Source organism: Helicobacter pylori, from assembly GCF_003637665.1.
Lineage (GTDB): Bacteria > Campylobacterota > Campylobacteria > Campylobacterales > Helicobacteraceae > Helicobacter > Helicobacter pylori_CK.
This window is the reverse complement of sequence record NZ_MVWR01000007.1, coordinates 1-21698: the sequence shown is the minus strand read 5'-3', so window position 1 is coordinate 21698 and position 21698 is coordinate 1. Positions and strand designations below refer to the sequence as shown.

At 38.3% G+C, this 21698-nt stretch carries 19 protein-coding genes, 1 other RNA gene and 2 pseudogenes; 9 read left to right on the top strand and 13 right to left on the bottom strand.

Going from position 1 to position 21698, the window contains the following annotated elements; genetic code table 11:
* The first annotated feature begins 1 nt into the window (after position 1).
* From tlpD to pbp1a, 3 genes are read left to right on the top strand one after another with little or no spacing between them, the layout of a single operon-like run.
* Positions 2 to 1303, top strand: coding sequence for a chemotaxis chemoreceptor TlpD (tlpD, locus tag EAL49_RS05500; RefSeq protein ID WP_120829428.1), 1302 nt, complete (start codon positions 2 to 4; stop codon positions 1301 to 1303).
* A 22-nt stretch (positions 1304 to 1325) separates the two neighbouring features.
* Positions 1326 to 2447 (top strand): aminotransferase class I/II-fold pyridoxal phosphate-dependent enzyme, encoded by a 1122-nt coding sequence (locus EAL49_RS05495; protein WP_120829427.1) that lies wholly within the window; start codon positions 1326 to 1328, stop codon positions 2445 to 2447.
* Complete coding sequence (gene pbp1a, locus EAL49_RS05490; RefSeq protein ID WP_120829426.1) at positions 2448 to 4430, top strand: penicillin-binding protein 1A; 1983 nt, start codon at positions 2448 to 2450, stop codon at positions 4428 to 4430.
* A gap of 2 nt (positions 4431 to 4432) precedes the next feature.
* Here pbp1a and EAL49_RS05485 read toward each other — a convergent pair whose 3' ends face one another.
* The 12 genes from EAL49_RS05485 to mltG form a co-directional block, all read right to left on the bottom strand.
* Positions 4433 to 5011, bottom strand: coding sequence for a tumor necrosis factor alpha-inducing protein (locus EAL49_RS05485; RefSeq protein ID WP_120829464.1), 579 nt, complete (start codon positions 5009 to 5011; stop codon positions 4433 to 4435).
* 123 nt (positions 5012 to 5134) lie between these two features.
* Positions 5135 to 5450, bottom strand: an RNA gene (gene rnpB / locus EAL49_RS05475) — RNase P RNA component class A.
* A gap of 35 nt (positions 5451 to 5485) precedes the next feature.
* Positions 5486 to 6958, bottom strand: coding sequence for a disulfide bond formation protein B (locus tag EAL49_RS05470; protein ID WP_120829424.1), 1473 nt, complete (start codon positions 6956 to 6958; stop codon positions 5486 to 5488).
* 8 nt (positions 6959 to 6966) lie between these two features.
* On the bottom strand, positions 6967 to 7131 hold the full coding sequence (locus EAL49_RS05465) for a hypothetical protein (RefSeq protein ID WP_120829423.1): 165 nt from the start codon (positions 7129 to 7131) through the stop codon (positions 6967 to 6969).
* 101 nt (positions 7132 to 7232) lie between these two features.
* Positions 7233 to 8492, bottom strand: coding sequence for a site-specific DNA-methyltransferase (locus EAL49_RS05460; protein ID WP_423750153.1), 1260 nt, complete (start codon positions 8490 to 8492; stop codon positions 7233 to 7235).
* 16 nt (positions 8493 to 8508) lie between these two features.
* Positions 8509 to 9069: a hypothetical protein gene (locus EAL49_RS08590; RefSeq protein ID WP_423750152.1), complete on the bottom strand. Its 561-nt coding sequence runs from the start codon at positions 9067 to 9069 to the stop codon at positions 8509 to 8511.
* Positions 9066 to 12011: a restriction endonuclease gene (locus EAL49_RS05455; protein WP_120829422.1), complete on the bottom strand. Its 2946-nt coding sequence runs from the start codon at positions 12009 to 12011 to the stop codon at positions 9066 to 9068. The genes EAL49_RS08590 and EAL49_RS05455 overlap by 4 nt, the downstream gene beginning before the upstream one ends.
* 154 nt (positions 12012 to 12165) lie before the next feature.
* On the bottom strand, positions 12166 to 12726 hold the full coding sequence (locus EAL49_RS05450; protein WP_033589414.1) for a 2-oxoglutarate:acceptor oxidoreductase subunit OorC: 561 nt from the start codon (positions 12724 to 12726) through the stop codon (positions 12166 to 12168).
* Positions 12726 to 13547: a 2-oxoglutarate ferredoxin oxidoreductase subunit beta gene (locus EAL49_RS05445; protein WP_000885323.1), complete on the bottom strand. Its 822-nt coding sequence runs from the start codon at positions 13545 to 13547 to the stop codon at positions 12726 to 12728. The genes EAL49_RS05450 and EAL49_RS05445 overlap by 1 nt, the downstream gene beginning before the upstream one ends.
* A gap of 1 nt (position 13548) precedes the next feature.
* Complete coding sequence (locus EAL49_RS05440) at positions 13549 to 14676, bottom strand: 2-oxoglutarate synthase subunit alpha (protein WP_120829421.1); 1128 nt, start codon at positions 14674 to 14676, stop codon at positions 13549 to 13551.
* A complete protein-coding gene (locus EAL49_RS05435) occupies positions 14676 to 15017 on the bottom strand; it encodes a 4Fe-4S dicluster domain-containing protein (RefSeq protein ID WP_001096895.1) in 342 nt (113 codons plus the stop codon). Before EAL49_RS05435 ends, EAL49_RS05440 begins: the two co-directional genes overlap by 1 nt.
* A gap of 183 nt (positions 15018 to 15200) precedes the next feature.
* Entirely contained in the window at positions 15201 to 16190 is a 990-nt protein-coding gene (gene mltG / locus EAL49_RS05430) for an endolytic transglycosylase MltG (protein WP_120829420.1), read from the bottom strand.
* Between mltG and EAL49_RS05425 the strand changes: the two genes are divergently transcribed.
* The 6 genes and pseudogenes from EAL49_RS05425 to EAL49_RS08550 all read left to right on the top strand — a co-directional run.
* The gene (locus EAL49_RS05425; RefSeq protein WP_120829419.1) at positions 16108 to 19041 is read left to right on the top strand and encodes a DUF3971 domain-containing protein; all 2934 of its coding nucleotides are present in this window, start codon (positions 16108 to 16110) and stop codon (positions 19039 to 19041) included. The two genes, mltG and EAL49_RS05425, sit on opposite strands and share 83 nt — an antisense overlap.
* A gap of 1 nt (position 19042) precedes the next feature.
* Positions 19043 to 19279: a FeoA family protein gene (locus EAL49_RS05420; RefSeq protein ID WP_120829418.1), complete on the top strand. Its 237-nt coding sequence runs from the start codon at positions 19043 to 19045 to the stop codon at positions 19277 to 19279.
* A complete protein-coding gene (gene nth / locus EAL49_RS05415; protein ID WP_120829417.1) occupies positions 19276 to 19926 on the top strand; it encodes an endonuclease III in 651 nt (216 codons plus the stop codon). The genes EAL49_RS05420 and nth overlap by 4 nt, the downstream gene beginning before the upstream one ends.
* A gap of 81 nt (positions 19927 to 20007) precedes the next feature.
* Positions 20008 to 20379, top strand: a complete 372-nt coding sequence (fliN, locus tag EAL49_RS05410) for a flagellar motor switch protein FliN (RefSeq protein ID WP_033601981.1) — start codon at positions 20008 to 20010, stop codon at positions 20377 to 20379.
* Positions 20376 to 21251: a hypothetical protein gene (locus EAL49_RS05405; RefSeq protein ID WP_120829416.1), complete on the top strand. Its 876-nt coding sequence runs from the start codon at positions 20376 to 20378 to the stop codon at positions 21249 to 21251. The genes fliN and EAL49_RS05405 overlap by 4 nt, the downstream gene beginning before the upstream one ends.
* A pseudogene (locus tag EAL49_RS08550) lies at positions 21235 to 21537 on the top strand (siderophore-mediated iron transporter); the annotation flags it as partial. The gene EAL49_RS05405 and the pseudogene EAL49_RS08550, both read left to right, overlap by 17 nt.
* On the opposite strand, the pseudogene EAL49_RS08585 reads toward EAL49_RS08550, so the two are convergent.
* Positions 21486 to 21698 (bottom strand): annotated as a pseudogene (locus EAL49_RS08585) (hypothetical protein); the annotation flags it as partial. The pseudogenes EAL49_RS08550 and EAL49_RS08585 overlap by 52 nt on opposite strands.

Sequence of the window (21698 nt, the reverse complement as noted above, 5' to 3'; positions counted from 1 at the left end):
CATGTTTGGGAATAAGCAGTTGCAACTTCAAATCAGTCAAAAAGATTCTGAAATTACGGAGTTAAAAAAAGAAATCAATCTCTATCAAAGCCTTTTAAATTTGTGCTTGCATGAGGGTTTTGTAGGTATTAAAAACAATAAAGTCGTTTTTAAAAGCGGGAATCTTGCAAGCTTAAACAATTTAGAAGAACAAAGCGTTCATTTTAAAGAAAATGCAGAGAGCGTTAATTTACAAGGGGTTTCTTATTCTTTAAAAAGCCAAAATATTGATGGCGTGCAGTATTTTTCACTAGCCAAAAAAATAGGGGGTGTGGGGGAATACCATAAAAATGATTTGTTTAAGACTTTTTGCACGAGTTTAAAAGAAGGATTAGAGAACGCACAAGAAAGCATGCAGTATTTCCATCAAGAAACCGGCTTGCTCTTAAATGCGGCTAAAAATGGCGAAGCGCATTCTGCTGAAGGATTGGGGACCGTTAATAAAACGGGTCAAGACATTGAATCGCTTTATGAAAAGATGCAAAACGCTACTTCGTTAGCGGACTCCCTCAACCAACGGAGCAACGAAATCACTCAAGTCATTTCTTTGATTGACGATATTGCAGAACAAACCAATCTCTTAGCCCTAAATGCCGCTATTGAGGCCGCACGGGCGGGCGAGCATGGGAGAGGGTTTGCGGTGGTGGCTGATGAGGTGAGAAAACTCGCTGAAAAAACCCAGAAAGCCACTAAAGAAATCGCCGTTGTCGTTAAAAGCATGCAACAAGAAGCGAACGATATTCAAACCAATACCCACGATATTAATTCTATTGTAGGCTCTATTAAAGGCGATGTAGAAGAGCTTAAATCCACCGTAAAAAATAACATGATTGTTGCGCAAGCGGCAAAATACACCATCTACAATATCAATAACCGGGTGTTTTGCGGTCTAGCCAAACTCGATCATGTGGTCTTTAAAAACAATCTTTATGGCATGGTTTTTGGTCTCAACTCCTTTGATATTACCAGCCATAAGAATTGCCGCTTAGGCAAATGGTATTATGAGGGCGCGGGCAAAGAGAATTTTTCCAACACTTCAGGCTATAGAGCTTTAGAAAGCCACCATGCGAGCGTGCATGCTGAAGCTAATGATTTGGTTAAAGCCGTTCAAGAAGACCACATTACCGATTTAAAATACCTAGAGCATAAAGTGCATTTAATGGAAGATAGCGCTAAACATGTCAAAGAAAATATTGATAAGATGTTTTACGAAAAACAAGATGAACTCAATAAGATCATTGAAAAAATTCAAAAAGGCGAATGATTCCATTCAATGAAGTGTTTTGATGTTTTCTAAATCTTTAGAAGCCCTACGCCATGCCAAACGCTACCGCAAAAGAGAGTTGTTTGACCCTTTATTAAAGGATTACGCTTCTAATGATTATTTGGGTTTGAGCGTTAAAAAAGACTTGCTTCAAAACGCTTTTAATAAGCTCCAATCCTTTGTTTCTCATTCCCCCAAAGCCTCCATGCTAGTGAATGGCTACCACCCTTTGCATGCAGAATTAGAAGAGCGATTAGCGGATTTGTTGGGGTTTGAAAGCGCTCTTTTAGTGGGGAGTGGTTTTTTGGGCAATCTGGCTTTAATAGACACCCTATTAGTCAAAAACGCCCTCTTATTCATGGACGAACACTACCATGCAAGCGGGATTTTTAGCACGAAAACTAAGTCTGATCAAGTGGTTTTTTTCTCGCACAATGACGCTAAGGATTTACAACAAAAACTCTTTAACGCTCCTAAAAATAAGCTCAAATTCATCGCCATTGAGGGGGTTTATTCTATGGACGCGAGCGTCGCTCCTTATGATTTTTATGCAATCACTCAAGAGATTCCTGACGCTTTTTTAATCGTTGATGAAGCCCATAGTTTTGGGACTATCGGTGAGAATTTGTTGGGTTTTTTAGAATATTATCGTATCAAAGACAAAGATAAAATCATTGAGCTCAGCACTTTTTCTAAAGCCCTTGCGAGCTATGGGGCGTGTATTTTAGCCCCTTTACAAGTCATAGAGTTTTTAACTAATCGCGCTAAAAGCGTGATTTATACTACCGCTTTAAGCCTGTTAGACACCGCTTTAACTTTGGCTCATTTAGAATACTTTATCGCGCAAAAACAAGAATTAAAAAATGAGCTTAGCAAACACCAACAGATCATTTTTGAAACCTTAGGTATTAGAACGCTCGCAGGATTTTTTACTCTAGAATTTGAAAACAATCCCGCTCTTTTAAACGCTCATCATTTTTTGAAAGAAAAGGGGTTTTTAGTGGGAGCTATCCGCCCCCCCACGGTTTCTAAACCCCTTTTACGAGTCTCTTTGTCCCTCAAAAACAGCTTAGAAGACACTAAAGAGCTTGCAAACGCCCTTTTAGATTATTATAAAATACAATCTTCTTTTAAGAGTGATTAAATGCTAAAAAAGATTTTTTATGGTTTTATCGTTTTATTTTTGATTATCATAGGGTTGTTAGCCATTCTTATCGCTCAAGTTTGGGTAACTACGGATAAGGATATTGCTAAGATTAAAGATTATCGCCCGGGCGTCGCTTCACAGATTTTAGACCGAAAAGGGCGTTTGATCGCTAATATCTATGATAAGGAATTCCGTTTTTATGCGCGTTTTGAAGAAATCCCTCCACGATTTATTGAAAGCCTTTTAGCGGTAGAAGACACCCTCTTTTTTGAACATGGGGGGATCAATTTAGACGCTATCATGCGCGCTATGATTAAAAACGCTAAAAGCGGTCGTTACACTGAAGGGGGTAGCACCCTAACCCAACAACTCGTTAAAAACATGGTGCTCACACGAGAAAAAACATTAACCAGAAAACTCAAAGAAGCTATCATTTCTTTACGCATTGAAAAAGTCTTAAGCAAAGAAGAAATTTTAGAGCGTTATTTGAACCAAACTTTTTTTGGGCATGGGTATTATGGCGTGAAAACCGCAAGCTTAGGGTATTTTAAAAAACCCCTTGACAAACTCACGCTTAAAGAAATCACCATGTTAGTCGCCTTGCCGAGAGCTCCGAGTTTTTATGACCCTACCAAAAATTTAGAATTTTCACTTTCTAGGGCTAATGATATTTTAAGGCGGTTGTATTCTTTAGGCTGGATTTCTTCTAACGAGCTCAAAGGCGCTCTCAATGAAGTGCCAATCGTCTATAACCAAACTTCCACGCAAAATATCGCTCCCTATGTCGTAGATGAAGTGTTGAAACAATTGGATCAATTAGATGGGCTAAAAACTCAAGGCTATACCATAAAGCTCACGATAGATTTGGATTACCAACGCTTAGCGTTAGAGTCCTTGCGTTTTGGGCATCAAAAAATCTTAGAAAAAATCGCTAAAGAAAAGCCAAAAACTAACGCATCTAATGATGAAGATGAAGACAACTTAAACGCTAGCATGATAGTTACAGACACAAGCACCGGTAAGATTTTAGCTTTAGTGGGGGGGATTGATTATAAAAAAAGCGCTTTCAATCGCGCCACGCAAGCCAAACGGCAATTTGGGAGCGCGATAAAACCCTTTGTGTATCAAATCGCTTTTGATAATGGCTATTCCACGACTTCTAAAATCCCTGATACCGCGCGAAACTTTGAAAATGGCAATTATAGTAAAAACAGCGAACAAAACCACGCATGGCACCCCAGCAATTATACTCGCAAGTTTTTAGGGCTTGTAACCTTGCAAGAAGCTTTGAGCCATTCGTTAAATCTAGCCACGATCAATTTAAGCGATCAGCTTGGCTTTGAAAAAATTTATCAATCTTTAAGCGATATGGGGTTTAAAAACCTCCCTAAAGACTTGTCTATTGTGTTAGGGAGCTTTGCTATCTCACCCATTGATGCGGCTGAAAAGTATTCTCTATTTTCTAATTACGGCTCCATGCTCAAACCCATGCTCATTGAAAGCATCACCAACCAACAAAACGAAGTCAAAACTTTCACTCCCATTGAAACCAAAAAGATCACCTCCAAAGAGCAAGCCTTTTTGACCCTTTCAGTGCTGATGAATGCGGTAGAAAATGGCACGGGGCGTTCAGCGCGCATTAAAGGTTTAGAAATCGCTGGCAAAACCGGGACTTCTAATAACAATGTTGATGCTTGGTTTATTGGCTTTACCCCCACCTTACAAAGCGTGATCTGGTTTGGGAGAGACGATAACACGCCTATTAGTAAAGGAGCGGCAGGGGGTATTGTGAGTGCGCCTGTGTATTCGCATTTCATGCGTAACATTTTAGCGATTGAACCTTCTTTAAAAAGAAAGTTTGATGTCCCTAAAGGCTTGCGTAAAGAAATCGTGGATAAAATCCCCTACTATTCAACCCCCAATTCCATCACGCCCACCCCCAAAAAAACAGGCGATAGCGAAGAACGCCTATTATTTTAAGCCTACATGGCTATAGGGACTTTAATGTCTCCATAATTGATAGAATCTTTAAAAATTTCTTCCACTTTAGCCACAAGGATACTCACCGCTTGATTGTCTAAAGACATTTTATGCAACCCTTCGCTCAAAACATCCTTATCAAAGGAACGCGCGCGCACCAACGCAAACACTTCTTCATTGTTAGGATTGATATAAATGCCTAAACGATCCACATTCATTAAGCTATCATAAATGGCTTGCGTCATTTGGATAAACATTTCATTAGTGATCTTTTGCTTAATGCGGTTGGATTTAGAGAGATAATCCTCTTTAAGTTTATGCACGATATTTTGAGCCACTCTTATTGTCGCTCTTTTGGTAGCGATTTTTTCTATCTCTTCAGTTTTCTTACCATCTACAATGTGCGAGCTATCCACCCCTTGCGTGAGATACTGACTGCGATTTTGCAACATCCAATAAGGCACATCTTGTAAAAAAGAATTTCTTTGTGAAGTGTTTGGGCAAGTGCAAGCTTGCAACATCAAAACACCCAGTCCGCACAAAACTAATTGCTTGCTTTTTAAGAAAGATTTTTCTAACACGCTATCCCCTTTGATTTTGATTTTACAGAGTGTAACACAAATCTTTAAGATTTTAAACAATAATCAGGTAAAAAATAAAAAAAATAAAATGATTGAAACTTTATTTAAAAAATCAACACGCAGTTGAGCATTAGAATAAGCCGGGTTCTGTCAATGGATGGCCATTTATCTGGGAAATATTTTGCAATATTCCTCAAGCGAAGCGTGTATCAATTTAGACTTACCATGCGCTTCTTGCTACAAATTGGGTTTGCCCAAACAAGCTAAATTGCTTTAGCTCTGGTGGGCTCTTACCCCACCCTTTCACCCTTACCTTAAAAAGGCGGTTTGCTTTCTGTGGCACTTTCCCTTAGCTTGCGCTAGCCATCCGTTAGATGGAATTTTGTCTAATGTAGCCCGGACTTTCCTCTATTCTAAAATAGCGACCATCTTCTAATGCGTTGATATATTAGAAAAAAGTAGCTTTAAAAGAGTTTAAAAATTAAGAGTGTAGAGAATATTTTTATTATTCTCATAGCTCACAAGGACAAGCTCATCGTTTCTAAACCCCCCAGCGCTGATATTTTTAATCTCTTTAGGCAAGCCATAAACTTCAAGGATTTCTTCTTTTATAGGGTCTATGACTAAAAGCGTGTTAAATTCCTTACTGAACGCATAAAGCTTGTTATCCTTTAAAGCCAGCGCGCTAATGACTAACTCGCCCAATCCCCTTTTTTCTTTAAGTTTGGCATTGCCTAGTTCCAATAAAAACTCCCCATGTACCTGTTTGTCGCTATTGAGCATGGAGATAATCATCAAATCCTTATAGCGCTTGTTAGGAGCGGTGATCAAATAAGTGAATTTAGCCCCCCTTCTTGCAGCGCTAACATAATAGTTTTTCGCCCTAGAAGTTTTCAAGCGGCTGCGTTCCACTTCATCAAAAGAGTTAGCCCCTTCTAAAAAATAAGGGAAGTTTTTAAGCGCGTTAGCGTTTTTGTTAGGAGTGATTTCTACGCTCGTTTTATTATTACCCATGATCACAATGTTTTCATCTTCGTTAAAATCCGCCCCCACGAACGCCCCCACCGTCGCGCTATAATAGCTATCCAACACCATATGGCTATGAATGGTTTTCAAATCGTTACTTACAAGATAAAGCCCTTGGTTTTCTGTAATAAGGATCGCCTTGTCTTCATTGAAATTCAAATCCGTGATCGCTCCATTCAGTTTTAAAAAAAGTTCTTCTTTTTTTTCAATCTTTAGAGTTTTTGTAATTTCTAGAGGCGAATGATCATAATCATTATCTTTAGGCAAAGCGCTCAATTTCAAAGGCTCACCCACATCTCTTCTGCCCAAAACGCTTCTTGGGAATTTCAAATGATCCCAATTCTCCATAGACCAGACCGATTCTTTCAAATTCCAAGAAAAACGCACCGGATCGCTTTGCCCTATGTAAGGGAAAGGCCCGGTAGAAATAAACGCTTGCACGGCGTTAGAACCCACCACTATAAAGAAAACATAAAAAGCGCTTTTTTGGAGCGCGTTTAACAAACGATCTTTAAAAGGTTGGGTATTAGGGGCAAAAAAGAGCAAAACCGCTAAAAGTGCCACCACGCTAAAAAAGACAAAAAGTGCCCAAAACTGCGTGTGCAAGCCCAAAATAGCGAGCGCAAAGCCCTGCCCCACATCTTCTAAGGCATGGCTACCGGTATGATAAAAGCTCTCATATAACCCGCTACTAGCCATGAGCAACAGCAAGGCAATGTATTTAGGCTTAAACCCAAAACGCACCACCAAAAGCGCCACAGCCCCTATTAAAATCATGTTGATGCGTTGCGCCCAGCAAAAAATACAAGGCGAATCTTTCAAAACATAGCCAAAATAAAAATTCGCCAAACCCACAGGAAAGATTAAAATCCCTAAAATCGCCAAAGAAAAAAGATTATAAAATCGGGTTTCTTTATTCATGCATCCCCCTATAGATTCATATTAGGCAAAACGCTAGAGCTGTGGGCTATAAAAATAACAAGCTCCTCCAACCACACCACAATCAAAATCCCAAACGCCCAATTTTCTTTTTCAGGCTTTTTAAACGCTATCAAAATAGCGAATAGACTCAAAAGCAGTCCTAAAAACTCCATGCCGTTCCTTAAAATTTTCGTAGGATTATACTCAAAAACAAACTATGGGTAAATAAAAATTAGGAGCGAAACCACTCAAGCGGTTTTTAACCCCTTTTCAATCAATACACCACGCTCAAACGCTCTTTAAAGCTAGCGTTGAGATTGAGAAAGGCTTCTAAGTCTATTTCTTCATAGCCGTCTAAAAATATCCTTTCGTTTCCACTTTTGGCTAAATATTCTTGCGTTTCTTCATCGCACACGATACAAAAGTAAGCGTCTTCGCATTGGTAGAGTTTATCTTTGATGATAATCTCTAGCACTTGGTTGAGCGTTTTGCCGCATTGTAGGGCTAAATTTAGGGCTTTGTCAAAGGGCGTTAAATGAGAATGATTGAAAAGCGTCATTCCCTCTTTGTCGTTTGTAATTTGCGCTTTGTCTTGTAAGGTATAAACTTTAAAGCCCAAATCCAAACCGCTATCTTTTGAAGATTCGATGATTTTTTGAGCGGCTCTTTTAACCCTTTCTATGGTAATATCGCTAATGACAGGCTTTGTGCTTTTTAAAACATTCTTACAAAAATCATAAGCGCTTTTATCTTCTTTTATCTCTTCATCAATTTGAACTAAAATAAATTCCCTATTGCCTTTATCTTCTGCGTTTAATTCCATCACCGCATGCGCGGTTGTCCCGCTCCCGGCGAAAAAGTCTAAGATGATGTCGCCCTCGTTTGTAGCAATTTTAAGTAATGTTGAAATAAATTTTATAGACTTTGGATAGCTAAATATTTTATCGCTATTAAATAAATTGATAATATCATTTTTGCCCTCGATACTTCCTCCAAAATCAGTTGTCATACTACGGGGTTTTCTACCATTTAAATTTAAATACTGCTTAAATTGAACGCTCCATTTATCTTTAATTTTTATAATTCTAACTTCACCATCTTGATAATTTTTTTTAAATGTTTCTTCTGATCTAATCCAACCATCTTTTATTAAAGTTCCATCTGGTGCTTTAATCTCATATATTATAGGATTTGTTAAACCTCTTCTTGAAAAAGTATCCCAAAAAAATCTGCCTTTATCATCTATTTCTTTGTATCTTTTAAGATAATCATCATCGTGCTTTAAAAACATTTCATTAGTTAAATTTATATTTTTAGCATAAACCAAACAATATTCGTGTTCTTTTACAATAAATTTAGAGTCACTGCCTCCCCCTACTTTTGATTGCTTAATAAAATCTCCAACAAAATTATCCTCCCCAAAAATCTCATCGCACAAGATTTTTAAATTCGCGCATTCGTTATCGTCAATGCTGATAAAAATCACGCCGTCTTCTTTAAGCAAATCGCGCGCTAATTTTAGGCGAGGCAGCATGAAAGAAAGCCACCCGCTATGCGTTTCCGCTCCCTTGAATGTTTTTAAAAAATTTCAAGCTCTCGCTTTCTATCTCCTTTCCGTTTTCATCTATTTCCATTAAGCCCACTTCCCTTAAAATCTTTTGATAATCTTGTCTGAAATTATCCGGATAAATAAAATTCTCGTTTTGTGTGTTGTAAGGGGGGTCAATGTAAATCATTTTGATTTTTTCGCTGTAAGCGGATTTTAAAAGTTTGAGTGCATCAAGATTGTCGCCTATGATAATGGCGTTGTTGGGGTGTTTGTTGGCTAAATTTTGGGGCGTAAAGCTTTCTTGTAATTTGAGTTGTTTTTGGCAAGGTTCAGAATAAAGAGCGTTGGCAAGCCCCTTACCCGTCCAAGTGAGCTCATAGCCGCTGATATCGTTCATGCTTTCATTAAAGCCTAAAAGCATTTTGATAGCGCTTAAGCTCACTTGTCCGTCTTTTATCGTTTGCGGGAAGTTCTTTAAAAGCATGTCAAAAAGGGGGTTATTTTCTTGCTGGCTTTGGATAATGTTGATACCCATTTTTTTGGCTTGATTTTTATCTGTCATAGCGTTTCCTTTAATGCGTTTTTAAGCGCGCTTAATAAATCTTGTTTGTTAATGCGTGTGGCAAAAACGACTCGTATTTCTTTTTTCGCATTTTTTAAATTTTGAGATAGCGTTTCAAAAAATTTCTTAGCGTAGTCCATTTTACGCTTTTCATCTGGTGGGATATCGCTTTCTTTTTCATAACCTTTGGTTTCGCAAACAAAAAAGATTTTTGCACCCTTTTCATCTTTAATCAAATAAGCAAAATCAGGCTCATAGTTTTTATAAGGCGTTGGGATTTTAAATTTAGGGAGCTTGGCAAAAACTTCTACGCTTTTACCTTCCAGTGTTTGCACCCGCTCTTTACTCACTTCTTCTTCAATTTTAGAATCATAAATGATCGTATCATAAAGATAGTTTGGGCTTGGAGTTTGTGCACTTTTGTATTTACCTAATTTGTGTTTTTCAATCTCATTTTTGGGCGAGCCATCTTCACAATAAAGCGGATCGGTTTTATCAAAAGTCGTGTTAGAAAAGGCGTTTTGGCAAAATCCATAACTCACGCAAGAAAGCAAATTTGCATGCAACTTATCTTTAATGATGTCTTTAAGCAATTTAAAGGCTTTTTTAGGTGAGTTTGTGAAATGCTCTTTGTTTAAAGCGTTGTAGAGTTCAAGCGTGAATTTTAAGGGTAAGCGCTCATCTTTGGCAAAGTCAAGTAAAAGCGCGTTTATTTCTTTTTGTAAATCGTTAGCGTAGTTTTTGATTTTTAGGGTGTTTGATTGCTCTGTGATAATTTTATTTGTTTTTGCATCATACCTTTTGCTTTCAAAGATGATTGCCTCACACATCACATGGCTTTCATTAAACGCTTTAACGATAGATTCTATCAGCTTGTTTTTTTGGATATTTTGATAGCTTAATTGGCTTTGCACGTTGATGGTTTGCCATAACTCTTTAAATTCCTTAGCTAAATTTTGGCGGATTTTGACTTTTTCTGGAGGCTGGTTAGCGTTTATAATTTGATCACGCTTGTTGGTTGGATCTTCAGCCATTTTAAAGGCGCTTAAAACGGCGCGATATTCTTCATCGCTTAAAAAGCTTTTTATCCTTTCTTCGTTGTTTTGCATTATCTCGCAAATAGGGGCAATGATTTTGTAAGCGTTGTTTGTTTCGTCAAATTCTACGGCGTTTAATGTTTCTAATGCATCGCAAAATTTATTGATCTTTCTTTCATTAAGCCCTAACCTGGCTAAAATCTCTCTGTCTAGCGCGCTGCCACCACCAATAAAGCTGCTCGCTTCAATCTCTTTTTGCAAACCCTCCATAAAGCCCACTTCTTCGCTACTCACTAGCATGTCAAGGTGGTTTATTTTATAAAAAGCGTCATCATTGCCTTTTAAAAATCCATGCGTAACGCGCTTGCCCTCTTGATTAAGCGCGATCCTTAACCCGCGCCCCACTTGCTGATGGCGGCTTGTTTCGCTGGTGGAATTTGCCAGTTTAATCAGGGTAAAAATGTTTGGATTATCCCAGCCCTCTTGCAAAGCCCACACGCTAAAAATAAAACGCAAAGGCGTTTGGAATGAAAGCAGTTTTTCTTTTTCGCTTAAAATCATTTTAATGTCGTTGGCTTCAATATTTTCTTTGCCGCTTTCTTTTTTGCCTTTATTGAACGCTATGCTATCGCCGCTAAAATAGCCTTGATGGACGCGTAAATTACCGCTCTCATCAAAATCTCTTTTCAAATATTCTCTATAACTTGGCGATAAATCTTCCTTTGCTAGAATTGAAGCGCGTTTGAGTTTGTAAAGCCTTTCAAATTCGGTTTTAATAAAGGGCGTGCCTTTGTTATCAATTTGCCTAAAATCCTCAATTTTTGGGATAAAAAATAGGCTTAACGCTTTAATGTTTTGCTCAAATAAAAACGCCTCTTTTTCAAAATGCAAGTCAATGGCTTTTTCTAAAAGGGTGCTGATTTCATCTTGCGTGAGTTTATAAGAAGCCTTTTCAAGCGTAGCGCCATTGCTCAAATAAGCCTTGTCTTTGGTGGTTTTAACCAAACTGACGCCGTTAAAAGAAGCGCCAATCTTGCCTAAATCCTCTCCCTTTGAAAGCGTGATTTGTTTAAGAATGCCCGCTTTATAAAAGGCAATTTTTGCGCTTTTTGAATCCGCATTGAGCAAAAACGGGCTTTGCGCATCTTGCATGACAGAATGGATGCGGATTTGTTTGACAAGGTAATTTCTAAACGCGCTGATTGAATCCAAACAAAAGGATACATTGCTTAAAGCATGCTCTTTTTCTTTGGCAAAAGTCGCCCCAAAGCGAAAATAAAGCGCGCCTATTTTACTAAAATACTTACCAAACGCTTCACCCTTAAGCAAATGCGGCTCGTCTATGATGGAAATAGGCTTTAAATCAGCGATATTTTCAAAAATGCTTTTGGTGTTAAAAAGGTTTTCGCTGTTTTTATTGAGTATGTTTTTTTCGCCCTTGTCAATCGCGCTGTTAGTGAGGAGCAAAACGCTCAGTTCGTCTTGGTTTTTAATGTAATGGTTGATAATGTTGCTTGGCGATTTATCCCCTTCATAAGTGTAGGTTTTCAGGTGGCGTTTGAATTCTAAATAAAAATAATCTTTCGTAAGGCGGATATTTTGCTTAACCGACTCCAAAATGGCTTTTCGTGGGACAAAGATGATGAATTTATTTTGCTTGTAAGCCTTGTGGAGTGCAAAGATTAAATTCAAGTAAGTGAAAGTCTTGCCTGTGCCTGTCTCCATTAAAATATCAACATTGAGCTTGCCGCTTAAATTTCTGACAGGAATTTCGCATGTGGCGTGGAATTGACTTAAACAATCTTTTAGATTTAAGGCGTCGTGGCGCTTAAAATCAAAGCCATCTAAAAGCGTGACAATGTTATTAATACACTCTTGCTGGTAGTCTTGTTTTTCAAAAATCATTGGTGTTTTTGCCTTTGGTGTTTACGAGCGTCTTAATCTAAAATGGGTAAAAAAGCAAAGCCCCTTTTTAGAGCTTGAGTTATCTTGAACCCATTACAATCAAGTTCTCAAAAATTTATTAAGAAAATCAATTCAAAACAAGAGTTTAGAGCCATTAAGCCCTAACTTTCAAAGCTTCTAAAGCATGTTTTTTGCCAATTTCAAAGGCTTTTTTGTTTGTTTCAGCGACTTTTGCAGGGACTTTTTTAAGCATGGTGTCTAGCACGATATTTTCTTCTACGCATTTAGTCAGCTCCACGGTAATGGCTAACGCTACCACAGATTGCGTGATGATGTTACCCACTTCATCTTTAGCGATGCTGATAATGGGGATTTTATAGATCTGGTATTTTTCTTCGTCTTCTTTAGTGGGCGTTACCAAATTGGGATCAATGACAACGATACCGCCTTTTTTAATATCGCTTTTAAACTGGTTGTAGCTGATTTGAGCGACTGAAAGCATGAAATCAATCTCGCCCTCTTTAGCATAAGGGAAAATAATTTCATCTTTATCTAGCAAAATATCCACTTTAGTGGGCCCTCCACGCACTTGCGAAGTGTAGGTGGAAGTCTTAGTGCCATAGCCCCCACTCACAATCTTAGCCTCAGCTAAAATTTCTCCCGCTAACAGCACGCCTTGCCCTCCAACGCCCGTAAATCGTAATTGCGCTTCCATTATTGTTTTCCTTGTGCTTTTTCAATGATTTCTTGATACGCTTCGCAATATTCTTTCCTGTCCGTGTCATGCTTTAAAACGCCGGTAGGGAATTTATCCACCCTTTCTTCAGGACTCATGGCTTCAAATTGGCGTTTGCTCACCAATCGGCTTTCCATCCATTTTAGCATTTGAGACGCTTCGCCCATTTTATTTTTGCGTCCTAAATTGATATGGCAATTGCTATGGACATCAAAGAAACTAAAGCCCTTGTGCGAGAAACCTTCTTTAAGCACTTTTTCTAATTTTTGAGGGTCTAAAACGCTCTCTCTAGCCACAAAACTCGCCCCAGCAGCGGTGGTTAAAGCGCATGGGTCAAATTGGTTATCAATATTCCCCCATTGAGCCGTAACCGTCCACATGCCATTAGGCGTGGTGGGCGAAGTTTGGGAGTTGGTCAAACCATAAATGAAATTATTCACTAAAATAAAATTCAAATCAATATTTCTTCTGCACGCATGCATGGTGTGATTGCCTCCAATAGCAAAGCCATCGCCATCGCCAGAAACCACGATCACATGCTTACTAGGGTTAGCCATTTTAATCCCTGTCGCATACGCCACAGCCCTGCCATGCGTGGTATGAACGGTATTGCAATTCACATACGAACTCATACGCCCGCTGCAACCAATCCCGCTCACCAAACACACATCATCCATTTTCCAACCTAAAGCGTCAATCGTGCGGATAATGGATTTTAAAATCACGCCATCGCCACAGCCCCAACACCACAAAGTGGGTATTTTATCCACACGCAAATATTCATCATAATTAAACGCCATTTTAAAGCTCCTTCAACTTTGCGATGATTTGTTTGGGCGAAATCGTGCGCCCATTGGCTTGCCCAAAGAAATGCACCTTTCTTTGCATAGCCCTTTCAATTTCTTCTAAATACTGCCCCTTATTCAATTCAATCACAAGGATTTTTTCGTATTTGTCCCCTATTTCTTTCAAGCGTTTAGCCGGGCTTGGCCATAAGGTTTTAGGCCTGAAAAAGCCGACTTTTTGTTTGCTTTCTTTATGGTAATCTTTCAAGGCTTCTTTAACCGCTAGAGAAACCGAACCATAAGCGATGATAATAATTTCAGCACTCTCTAAATCCATTTCCTCATTTTCATTAATAATGTCTTGCTTGGATTCAATCTTATTAAATAATCTGTCAATCAAATCCCCCCCGATTTTAGCGTCTTCAGTAGGAAAGCCAATAGGCCCATGGTGCAAGCCTGAAACATGGTAGCGATAGCCTTTAAAGAAAGGGTTTAAGACAGCCGGCTCATCTTGCGCGACCCCATAAGGCTTGTAGTCTTTTTTATCGCCCAGAAATTCCTTACGATTAATGGTCATCTTTTGCACTTCTTCTAAATCCGGGATTTGCACCTTGCCATACATATGCCCCACGGTTTCATCCATGAGCAAGAATACAGGAGTCATGAGCATTTCAGCCAAATTGAACGCGCGAACGGTTTCTGTGTAAGCCTCTTCTAAACTAGCAGGAGCGAGCGCGACGGCTTTAAAATCCCCATGTATGGGGTGTCTTAAGAAATTCACATCGCCTTGAGCCACACGAGTGGGCATTCCGGTTGATGGGCCTGAACGCATCACATCAGCGATCACTAAAGGGATTTCCGCCATGAAAGAATAACCGATTTGCTCCACTTTTAATGAAATACCAGGCCCAGAGCTGGCTGTCATAGACTTCGTCCCGCTCATGCTCGCCCCTAAAGACACGCTAATCCCGCTGATTTCATCTTCCATTTGGATAAAATGGCCGCCGCATTTGGGTAAAGCCACGCTCATCGCATGCATAATATCTGAGCTTGGCGTGATAGGATAGCCCCCAAAAAACCGACACCCCACTTCAATCGCCGCTTTAGCGACTAATTCATTCCCGTCAGAAATAATCTCACGCATTACTTGCCTCTCCCTTCTAAAATAGTCTCTTCTAAGAGCATGTATTTATTGGCCTTAACCTTTTCGCTTCTTTCTTGGGCTTCTTTAGAAACTTTAGCGAATTTGAAATCCTTCCTGTCAGCCACATAAATCGCAAAGTCCGGGCAGTGCAACTCGCATTGCACGCAACCGATACAACTCTCTGGGTAAGCTACTTTGGCCACTTTTCCAAGCACCCTTTCTTTTTCAATCCCCATGCCAAGAACCCCAGCAGGGCATACCGATACGCAAATATCACAACCCTTACACCTGTCTTCATTCACCCAAACGGCAACCCCATCTGGAGCGCTCATTTTAGCCATTCATTCTCCTTTGTGCTAAAAGCTGTTCTAAAGCCCTAGCAATCAAAATTTGCCTAAAATTGTAGCAAGCCTTTTTTAATAAAATCTAAAATGCTTTAATAGTAAGAACTTAAAATTAAAATGAGAAAATACTAAACACTTTTTACTCAATTTAAAAGAAAAAACGCCCCATTAACCTTAATTTTAAAAATGATTATTAGAAAGATTAATGTTTTTTAAATGCTCCTTATAAGTCGCGCTGAAAGCATGTTTTTTATCCGGCATTTTCACAAAATACAAGAAATCCGTTTTTTTAGGGAAAACCACGGCTCTAATCGCTTCTAGGCTCACGCTCCCCACAGGATTTTTAGGCAAGCCCTTAAATTTATAAGTATTATAGGGGGTGTTATCGGTTTTAATGCGCTCTTTGGTCACTTTAGCGTGTGAAAATTCTTGGTAATTCAAAGCCCCATCCATTTGTAAAGGCATGCCTTTTTTCAAGCGGTTAAAAATCACGCTCGCAATCAGGGGCATTTCTTCAATATTAGCGGCTTCTTTTTGCACAATAGAAGCGAGAATGATTTTTTCAAACCACTCTTCTTTGTGGTAATACCCAAGCCATTGTTTGCTCAAAGCTTCGTGTTTTTTTAGAGATTGACCGATCAAAGCTTGCATGATTTTAAATGCATTCTCTCCTAAAGGCAAATGATAAGTGTCCGGTAGTATCACCCCATCTTCTATCACAGAGCCGTTTAATCTTGGTGCGATGCTTTCATAAGCATCATTAAGTTCGCTTATTTCTAGTTGGTAAGTCTCGCTCAAAATTTGCGTGAAAAAATAGCGGGTTTCTCCAGGGATTAAAGTAACGCTTCTAAGAGCCACCTTCCCCTTAATCAAACGGACTAAAAAATCCCCCTTTCTTAAAGCCCCATCGCCCATGTCAATATAGCCTTTTTTAGGCATGCCCATTAGGCGTAAAAAAAGCCAATCCAAAGCGTTAATATCCACGCCCTGCTCTTTTAAAGAAAAAAACACTTTTTTGAGCGAACCTTGCGGGACAACCACCACTTTGTTAGGATAAATTGGTATACTTAAATAAAAAAGAATACTAATGAATAAAAGAAAACATGTATCTAAGAAAGTATTTAATGTCATTATCTTGTTTGTGGTAGTATTCGCTATTTTAGTCGTCATTCACAAAACCCTTTCAAACGGCATTCACATACAAAATTTAAAAATTGGAAAGCTTGGCATTTCTGAATTATACTTAAAACTCAATAACAAGCTTTCTTTAGAAGTTGAGCGGGTTGATCTCTCTTCTTTCTTCCATCAAAAACCCACTAAAAAGCGTTTAGAAGTTTCTGATTTGATTAGAAATATCCGTTATGGCATTTGGGCGGTGTCTTATTTTGAAAAACTTAAAGTCAAAGAAATCATTTTAGACGATAAAAATAAAGCCAATATCTTTTTTGATGGGAATAAATACGAGTTAGAATTCCCGGGAGTCAAAGGGGAATTTTCCCTAGAAGATGATAAAAACATCAAGCTTAAGATCATCAATCTGCTTTTTAAAAATATTAAAGTTCAAGTGGATGGCAACGCCCACTATTCACCTAAAGCTAGGAAAATGGCGTTTAATTTGATTGTCAAGCCTTTAATTGAACCCAGCGCTGCAATTTATTTGCAAGGGCTAACCGATTTAAAAACCATAGAATTAAAAATTAACACTTCTCCAATGAAAAGCCTAGCGTTTTTAAAGCCTCTTTTCCAACGCCAATCGCAAAAAAATTTAAAAACATGGATTTTTGATAAAATCCAATTTGCTAGTTTTAAGATTGATAACGCTTTAATCAAAGCTAATTTCACTCCTAGCGAGTTTATCCCATCGCTTTTGGAAAATTCTGTAGTTAAAGCCACTTTGATGAAACCTTCAGTCGTTTTTAATGATGGCTTATCGCCCATTAAAATGGATAAAACCGAATTGATCTTCAAAAACAAACAGCTTCTCATACAGCCCCAAAAAATCACTTATGAAACCATGGAATTAACCGGCTCTTACGCCACTTTTTCCAATTTGTTAGAAGCCCCTAAGTTGGAGGTTTTTTTAAAAACGACCCCTAATTATTATGGCGATAGCATTAAGGATTTATTGAGCGCTTATAAAGTCGTTTTACCTTTGGATAAAATCAGCATGCCATCTAGTGCGGATTTGAAACTCACCTTACAATTCTTGAAAAACACCGCCCCCTTATTTAGCGTTCAAGGCAGCGTTAATTTGCAAGAAGGCACTCTCTCGCTCTATAATATCCCCCTTTATACGCAAAGCGCTAGCGTAAACCTAGATATTACCCAAGAATACCAATACATCTACATAGAAACTACCCACACCCGCTATGAAAACATGCTGGATTTAGACGCTAAAATCGCTTTAGATTTGAATAAAAAAACCCTTTCTTTAGATTCTTTAGTCCATAAAATACGATTCAACACTAACAATAATATCAACATGCGTTCTTATGGCTTGAATAACGACCCAGATAACCCACAGCCTACTAAATTTTCTTTAGATTTAAAAAGCTTGCATTCTGTTATTCAAGAGGGTGAAAACTCAGAGGCGTTTAGAAGAAAAATCATAGACACCATTAAAGCCCAAAGTGAAGACAAATTCACTAAAGATGTTTTTTACGCTACAGGAGACACTCTTAAAAACCTTTCTTTGAATTTTGATTTTTCTAACCCCAACCACATGCAATGGAGCGTGCCACAACTTTTATTAGAGGGCGAATTTAAAGATAACGCCTATGTTTTTAGAATCAAAGATTTGAAAAAAATCAAGCCCTATTCCCCTATTATGAAATATTTCGCCTTAGAAGATGGCTCTTTAGAAGTTTCTACGAGCGATTTTATCAATATTGATTTTTTTGCTAAAGATTTGAAAATCACTTTACCCATCTATCATAGCAACGGCAAGCAATTTAATTCCCTCTCTTTATTCGGATCTATTAATAAAGATGAAATTTCTGTCTATACTCCAAGCAAAAGCATATCTATAAAAGTTAAGGGGGATCAAAAGGATATTACCCTTAATAATATTGATTTGAGTATTGATGATTTTTTAGATAGCAAAATGCCAGCGATTGCAGGATTATTCTCAAAAGAACGAAAAGAAAAGCCTAGCTCTAAAGAAATCCAAGATGAAGATATTTTCATTAGCGCCAAACAACGCTATGAAAAAGCCCACAAAATTATCCCTATCTCTACACGCATCCATGCTAAAGATGTCGTGTTAATCTATAAAAAAATGCCTTTTCCTTTAGAAAATCTTGATATTGTCGCTCAAGATGACAGAGTGAAAATTGATGGCAATTATAAAAACGGCATGATCATGGCGGATTTAGTGCATGGGGCTTTGTATCTTAAGGCCCATAATTTTAGCGGGGATTATATCAATACCATCCTCCAAAAAGATTTCGTAGAAGGGGGTTTATTCACGCTTATTGGGGCTCTTGAAGATCAAGTTTTCAACGGCGAATTGAAATTCCAAAACACAAGCTTAAAGAATTTCGCCCTCATGCAAAACATGATCAATCTCATCAACACCATTCCCTCTCTCATTGTCTTTAGGAACCCTCATTTAGGGGCTAATGGCTATCAAATCAAAAAGGGATCTGTTGTTTTTGGGATCACTAAAGAATATTTAGGGTTAGAAAAAATTGATCTTATCGGCAAAACGCTTGATATTGCTGGCAATGGGATCATTGAATTAGACAAAAACAAATTGGATTTGAATTTAGAAGTTTCCACTATCAAGGCTTTGAGTAATGTCTTAAATAAAATCCCTATTGTGGGCTATCTTGTCTTAGGAAAAGGAGGTAAAATCACCACTAACGTGAATGTCAAAGGCACGCTGGATAAACCTAAAACTCAAGTAACTTTAGCGTCAGATATTATCCAAGCACCTTTTAAAATCTTGCGCCGTATTTTCACACCTATTGACATCATCGTAGATGAAGTCAAAAAAAACATTGATTCAAAAAGGAAGTAAAATGACGCTCAATGAAGCCATTAAAGACAAAGTTTATGAAATCGTAGAAATCGCCAACTGCGATGAATCCCTTAAAAAACGCTTCCTCTCTTTTGGTATCCATGAAGGGGTTCAATGCATTCTTTTGCATTATTCCATGAAAAAAGCCACGCTTTCGGTTAAAATCAACCGCATTCAAGTGGCTTTAAGATCCCATGAAGCGCAATACCTTGTCATCAAAGAAAGCGTGCAAGAATGAGCTTAAAACGCGCTAAAACTTACCAAAAAGCCCGACAAATCAAAGAGCTGCTTTTAAAATATTACCCCAACCAAACCACCGAATTGCGCCATAAAAACCCCTATGAATTGCTAGTGGCGACCATTTTAAGCGCCCAATGCACGGACGCTAGAGTGAATCAAATAACGCCCAAGCTGTTTGAAAAATACCCCAGCGTGAACGATTTAGCCCTAGCTTCTTTAGAAGAGGTTAAAGAGATCATCAAATCCGTTTCGTATTTCAACAATAAAAGCAAGCATTTAATTAATATGGCGCAAAAAGTGGTTAGGGATTTTAAGGGCGTTATCCCCTCTACGCAAAAAGAACTGATGAGTTTAGATGGCGTGGGGCAAAAAACCGCTAATGTGTTGCTTTCAGTGTGCTTTGATGCAAATTATATAGCCGTAGATACCCATGTGTTCCGCACGACACACCGCTTAGGCTTAAGCGACGCTAAAACGCCTATCAAAACCGAAGAGGAATTGAGCGAGCTTTTTAAAGACGATTTATCCCAACTCCACCACGCCTTAATTTTATTTGGCCGCTACACTTGCAAAGCTAAAAACCCTTTATGCGATGCGTGTTTTTTAACAGAATTTTGCATTTCTAAAGCTCGCTTTAAGGCGTAATAGCTTTATTTGTTATAAAATTTATAGTAAAATTAAGATTTTATAATCAAAGTCAAATCATTCTTGAAAGAGTAGAGTTTAATGCCAGAAACAGAAACTAATAAGTTAAAAATAGCCGAAAAAGAGAAAGAAAAAGCTAGTAAAGAAAGAGAACTAGAGCTTTCCACTTATTTAGAAGAACTCATCTGCGATTATAAAAACCTTTTGGATATGGAAATCGTTTTTAGCGCCGAGCTTGGCTCTACGCAAATCCCTTTATTGCAAATTTTGCGTTTTGAAAAAGGCTCTGTGATTGATTTGCAAAAGCCCGCTGGAGAGAGCGTGGATACTTTTGTGAACGGGCGGGTTATTGGTAAGGGTGAGGTGATGGTTTTTGAAAGGAATTTAGCCATTCGTTTGAATGAAATCCTTGATTCTAACGCCATTGTGTATTATCTTGCTAAAAATTCATGAGATTGTTATTCTTGATACTGAGCGCTACTTTGATGTTACTGGCTGACGAAAAAATACCTTTAAATGATGATGCTCCCATTAAACTCACGCATTGGGAAAATGTTTTAAAAGAAGTTCAGCCTGATGAAAATACCAAAACGCCCCCTATCAAAGCCGTCCAAACCACGCTCACTTTTGAAACGCCCTTTAATAAAACGCCAAAAATCATGGAAGTTGAAGGCCAAAAAGTGATCGTTTTAAAAAATGCTAAACTGGATTCTAAAAAAACCATGGATTTTAAAGAAGCCTCTTTAAACGCCTTAGAAATGTTTTCCTACCAAAATGACATCTATCTTTTGTCTAAAAAAGCCAAAGATTTAGAAGTCCAAGCCTCAAATAGTAAGGATAAAAAACAAATCCGCTTTCTTTTTTTACCCAAAGGTTTTCATTTAGCCCCACCGCCTAGCCCTAAAGAAAACTCTCAGCAAACTAACCTTGCACAAAAAGACGCTAACGAGCAAGCCCAAAACCCCTTAAACGCTTTAGAGCTAAAACCCCCACTGGATTTAAGCCATGCTTACAAGGCGTTAGCGGTTATTGCTGTCTTGCTCTTAATATTGTATATAATCAAAAAAAAAATTGTTCCTACACAAGGGTCTTTTTCTGCAAAAGATTTTAAGTTAGAAATTAGTGTTTTGGGTCGTGTGGATGCACGCCATAAAATTATTTCCATAGAAACTCATAAGGAGCGTTACTTGGTTTTATTAAGCGACAAATACGGCCTGCTTTTAGACAAAATAAGCCCCAAAACATCTAAAGAAGAATTGATCAAAGAAACTGAAAATAATATAAAGAATTCAAAATTAGGAAATTTATATGCCAGAAAATTCTAAATTACAATCTGTTAAGTTAGGGAAAAATTTTGATCCTGTGGATCATTCTAACAGGAATTTTTTCTTTTCTCTCATTCTGTCTATATTGTTGCATTGGTTGATTTATTTTTTATACGAACACAGAGAAGATTTTTTTCCTTCAAAACCCAAGCTCGTTAAATTAAATCCTGAAAACTTATTGGTTTTAAAAAGAGGCCATTCGCAAGATCCTAGTAAAAACAACCCTGGCGCTCCTAAACCCACGCTAGCTGGAGCCCGAAAACACCCCCCCCCCCCCACACCACCCAAAAACAAAAAAAGGAGAGATACAAGACCAAAACTCCTTTGCATGAGCTTATCCATGCCAGTGCCATAACTCGCACCGCCATAACTCGCGCTACCATAACTTGCGTATTTGGCAATGGCAATAAACATCAAATTCATGGTGGCAAAAAACCCAACGCTTAA

Excerpts from the sequence above, each read along its gene's own strand:
- tlpD (WP_120829428.1), top strand. The coding sequence starts at position 2 with ATGTTTGGGAATAAGCAGTTGCAACTTCAAATCAGTCAAAAAGATTCT.
- EAL49_RS05495 (WP_120829427.1), top strand. The coding sequence starts at position 1,326 with ATGTTTTCTAAATCTTTAGAAGCCCTACGCCATGCCAAACGCTACCGC.
- pbp1a (WP_120829426.1), top strand. The coding sequence starts at position 2,448 with ATGCTAAAAAAGATTTTTTATGGTTTTATCGTTTTATTTTTGATTATC.
- EAL49_RS05470 (WP_120829424.1), bottom strand. The coding sequence starts at position 6,958 with ATGAATAAAGAAACCCGATTTTATAATCTTTTTTCTTTGGCGATTTTA.
- EAL49_RS05465 (WP_120829423.1), bottom strand. The coding sequence starts at position 7,131 with ATGGAGTTTTTAGGACTGCTTTTGAGTCTATTCGCTATTTTGATAGCG.
- EAL49_RS05460 (WP_423750153.1), bottom strand. The coding sequence starts at position 8,492 with ATGCTGCCTCGCCTAAAATTAGCGCGCGATTTGCTTAAAGAAGACGGC.
- EAL49_RS08590 (WP_423750152.1), bottom strand. The coding sequence starts at position 9,069 with ATGACAGATAAAAATCAAGCCAAAAAAATGGGTATCAACATTATCCAA.
- EAL49_RS05455 (WP_120829422.1), bottom strand. The coding sequence starts at position 12,011 with ATGATTTTTGAAAAACAAGACTACCAGCAAGAGTGTATTAATAACATT.
- EAL49_RS05450 (WP_033589414.1), bottom strand. The coding sequence starts at position 12,726 with ATGGAAGCGCAATTACGATTTACGGGCGTTGGAGGGCAAGGCGTGCTG.
- EAL49_RS05445 (WP_000885323.1), bottom strand. The coding sequence starts at position 13,547 with ATGGCGTTTAATTATGATGAATATTTGCGTGTGGATAAAATACCCACT.
- EAL49_RS05440 (WP_120829421.1), bottom strand. The coding sequence starts at position 14,676 with ATGCGTGAGATTATTTCTGACGGGAATGAATTAGTCGCTAAAGCGGCG.
- EAL49_RS05435 (WP_001096895.1), bottom strand. The coding sequence starts at position 15,017 with ATGGCTAAAATGAGCGCTCCAGATGGGGTTGCCGTTTGGGTGAATGAA.
- EAL49_RS05425 (WP_120829419.1), top strand. The coding sequence starts at position 16,108 with ATGAATAAAAGAAAACATGTATCTAAGAAAGTATTTAATGTCATTATC.
- mltG (WP_120829420.1), bottom strand. The coding sequence starts at position 16,190 with ATGACGACTAAAATAGCGAATACTACCACAAACAAGATAATGACATTA.
- EAL49_RS05420 (WP_120829418.1), top strand. The coding sequence starts at position 19,043 with ATGACGCTCAATGAAGCCATTAAAGACAAAGTTTATGAAATCGTAGAA.
- nth (WP_120829417.1), top strand. The coding sequence starts at position 19,276 with ATGAGCTTAAAACGCGCTAAAACTTACCAAAAAGCCCGACAAATCAAA.
- fliN (WP_033601981.1), top strand. The coding sequence starts at position 20,008 with ATGCCAGAAACAGAAACTAATAAGTTAAAAATAGCCGAAAAAGAGAAA.
- EAL49_RS05405 (WP_120829416.1), top strand. The coding sequence starts at position 20,376 with ATGAGATTGTTATTCTTGATACTGAGCGCTACTTTGATGTTACTGGCT.